Origin of the sequence: Halovenus rubra, assembly GCF_026586665.1 — an archaeon.
Classification (GTDB): domain Archaea; phylum Halobacteriota; class Halobacteria; order Halobacteriales; family Haloarculaceae; genus Halovenus; species Halovenus rubra.
In genome coordinates this window covers 1-3,384 of record NZ_JAODIY010000034.1, presented here as the reverse complement: position 1 = coordinate 3,384, position 3,384 = coordinate 1, and the positions used below count along the sequence as shown (strand labels likewise).

General features: G+C 53.2%; 2 protein-coding genes and 1 pseudogene. 2 read left to right on the top strand and 1 reads right to left on the bottom strand.

The genetic code is table 11. From position 1 onward, the window contains the following. Nucleotides 1–192 precede the first annotated feature (192 nt). Entirely contained in the window at nucleotides 193–999 is an 807-nt protein-coding gene (locus N5098_RS15200) for an IclR family transcriptional regulator (protein ID WP_267638735.1), read from the bottom strand. Between the two features lie 644 nt (nucleotides 1,000–1,643). Between N5098_RS15200 and gdhB the strand changes: the two genes are divergently transcribed. Together gdhB and N5098_RS17730 are read left to right on the top strand one after the other, a co-directional pair. Then, nucleotides 1,644–2,894: a glutamate dehydrogenase GdhB gene (gene gdhB / locus N5098_RS15195; protein WP_267638734.1), complete on the top strand. Its 1,251-nt coding sequence runs from the start codon at nucleotides 1,644–1,646 to the stop codon at nucleotides 2,892–2,894. Nucleotides 2,895–3,148: 254 nt separating this feature from the next. Continuing rightward, nucleotides 3,149–3,286 (top strand): annotated as a pseudogene (locus tag N5098_RS17730) (IS6 family transposase); the annotation flags it as partial. Nucleotides 3,287–3,384: the final 98 nt, after the last annotated feature.

The window sequence follows — 3,384 nt, the reverse complement described above, 5'->3', positions numbered from 1 at the left end:
GGTCTCCGCAGCGGTAGCAACGGAGACTAACCCTCAAATCATACAGAATGTGACTATTTCGCGGCGTTCAGACGGCACTCTCCCGACTCGTTCGGGAAGTACCGACAGTGCACGTCGAGCATCGCATGTGTCTTAGTATCTACTGGGTCGGTACTTTGTGCGTCCGGACACAGTAGTTGGTGCGCCGGCAGGTTACGAGTCTGGTAAATATTCATCGAAATATGCCTTCTCGATCTCGGCCTCCAGTTCATCCACATATTCGATGAGGAGTTCAGGCAACTCCTCAGTAAACCGCTCGTTTGTAAATCGGTACTTCGGCCCGATTATCGCAATGGCACCAAGAACACTCCCGTCCGGGTTTTTGATCCTTCGACCGACCTCCCGTAATCCGTCTATATACTCCTCATCAGCGAAGGCGACACCTCGATTACGAATCTGCTCTAACTCATCTAGAAATTCCTCTCTATCCGTGATGGTTTGATCTGTCTGTTCAGGAAGTTCCCATTCATCGATTACTTCTTCGACAGACTCGAGAGAGAGTTCAGCAAGGATGGCTTTTCCAGTCGCAACGCTATGGAGGTGATAATAAATTCCAGCCGTCGAAGCGTCTGAATGATGACCCTCTTTGGATTGGAACTGACTATCCGGATGGAACGATTCATGAACCAGAATCCCTCGACTATTGTTTTTAACAACGAATTCCACTTCCTCATCTGTCTGCTCAGAAAGGTGGTTTACGGTATTTTTTGCAAGTGTATATGCTGTCTTCCGCGACCGTGCATACTCCCCATGGTTGAGAAACCGGAGTCCAATATGATACGTCTCTCCTTCTTTGACAATGTATCCGTTTTGAACAAGGGTCTGGAGATGAACATGAATTGTACTTCGAGCCATCTCTAGCTCCGACCCTAACTCATTGAGTGTCGCCCCACCGAGATTTTGGATTGTATTTATTAATAAAAGGGAACGCTCTGTCGTTTTCGCTGTTTGCTTTCCCATACGATTCTATAGCCCGTGGGAACACATAGTAATTCGGTTGAGCTGAATTTTTATATAGTAGCATGTCAGGACACTCATTCTACAGGTAAAGTAGGCTGAGTGCCTCGGGGTTGTCCGGAAATCGGAGGTTTCCGTGATCATGAGAATCGAATATTCTCGAACGACTTGACCCCGGGGCGGTTCACGATGTATCCGATTCCGTAGTATACACCTGCCATGGCAGGATCGTTCACAATGCACTGGTACTAATCATCCTAGCTGCGACGGAGCGTTTCTTCAATCCGACAGCAAGTGCAATCGCTACAGTCAGATAGACTCCCGTTACAATTGCCGAAATGAGCGCAAAACACCGAAGATTGTAACGATTCCAAATCATATGTGCGCGTTTTTCGGCTTTGACGATTTAGAGGTCGTTCCAGTCTGATTTCCCCACCACGTTTTCAGTCAGTAGTAAAAGAGGATGATTCTATAGCTCGGGAATATGTCCCAAGAAAAGCGAAAGCGCAACGGCAACAGGGCCCAAGCCAATTTCAATCCGATTGGGATATCCATGCGGCGATGCTGTGAATTCCGAACAGCAATAATCTTTCGGGATTGTGGGCAATCACAACTTTCACGTCAGCCTGCAGTGAATACACGAATCTATGGGAGACTCGGAGTCAGCAGTCCAAACTGCTCGCCGACAGCTGCAACATGCCGCCGAACACCTCGACATTGACCCGAACATCGTCGAGCGTCTCAAATACCCCAAGAAGGTCCAGGAAGTGACTGTCCCGATCGAGCGCGACGAGGGGACTGTCGAAGTGTTCACGGGCTACCGCGCCCAGCACGATAGCGTCCGCGGCCCGTACAAGGGCGGGCTTCGGTATCATCCCGACGTGACTAGAAACGAGTGTGTCGGACTCAGCATGTGGATGACTTGGAAGTGTGCGGTCATGGACCTCCCGTTCGGGGGTGCGAAAGGTGGCGTGGCCGTTAACTCTAAGAACCTGAGTCACGCCGAGAAGGAGCGACTTACGCGGCGGTTCACCGAAGAGATACGGGACATCATCGGCCCGACCAAAGATATCCCGGCGCCGGACATGGGGACTGACCCCCAGACGATGGCGTGGCTAATGGACGCGTACTCAATGCAAGAGGGCGAAACCATCCCTGGCGTAGTGACGGGGAAGCCACCGGCCGTGGGCGGGAGCAAGGGCCGCGAGAGTGCACCAGGCCGGAGTGTCGCTATCATCACCCGTGAAGCCCTCAAGTACTACGAGCGCGACATCGCGGAGACGACCGTCGCCGTCCAGGGCTACGGCAGTGTGGCTGCCAACGCCGCACGGCTGCTGGACGACTGGGGAGCGACCATCGTTGCTGTCAGCGACGTCAACGGAGCACTCTATGAGCCAGACGGGCTGGATACGTACGCGATTCCATCACACGACGAGGAGCCCGAAGCCGTCACGCGCCAGAACGTCGGCGAGCTAATCACAAACGAGGAGTTGCTCGAACTCGACGTCGACGTACTCGTACCCGCAGCGCTCGGGAACGTCCTGACGGAGGACAACGCCGGCGACATCGAAGCGGACATCATCGTCGAGGGGGCGAACGGCCCGACGACGAGCGCCGCCAGCGATATCCTCGCCGAGCGCGAGGTCTCGGTAATTCCGGACATCCTCGCCAACGCCGGTGGTGTAACGGTGTCGTACTTCGAGTGGCTCCAGGACATCAATCGGCGCGCATGGTCACTCGAACGCGTCCACAACGAACTGGAAGAGGAGATGTTGAGCGCCTGGACGGTCGTCCGCGAGGAGTACGACGCTAGAGACGTCACGTGGCGAAACGCCGCCTACATCGTCGCACTGTCCCGGATCGCCGATGGACACGACGCACGTGGACTGTGGCCGTAGCCGCTAATCGCTAATTTTGTGTCGTCCGGGGCGCTGTTCCCGTATCTTCTCACAGTATCTGTCTTCAGTTAAGCTGAGAATTGAAGGATAGTGGTCCCTACCGGCAGTGATTTGTGAGAGAAATGAGAAGGCGAGTCTGTACAAGACACTCCATCCTCATGCTGTATAGAGCTGCACCGTACTAGCCTTTTCCCCCTTTGTGAAGGTGTTCAGATAAGAATTGAAGAGTGAGGCGTAGCGTTTTCTGAGTGCCTATGCCCGAAAACGCTAGCCTCAACGGTAGTATCGACCAGATTGACTTATCGTTTATTGAACGTGAAGCGACACCACGATTTCTGATGACGCTCAGTATTCAGCTGTATCTTGCTGGACTATCGCTTTCGAAGGCCGTGTTTAATCGCTAGACAGCATCGGATCAGGTCGTCAGAGTAAGGGAGTTGAAGCGGGAGAGTCGAAGTTGTGCAAACTACAATTTCCCGCTTCACCGAAC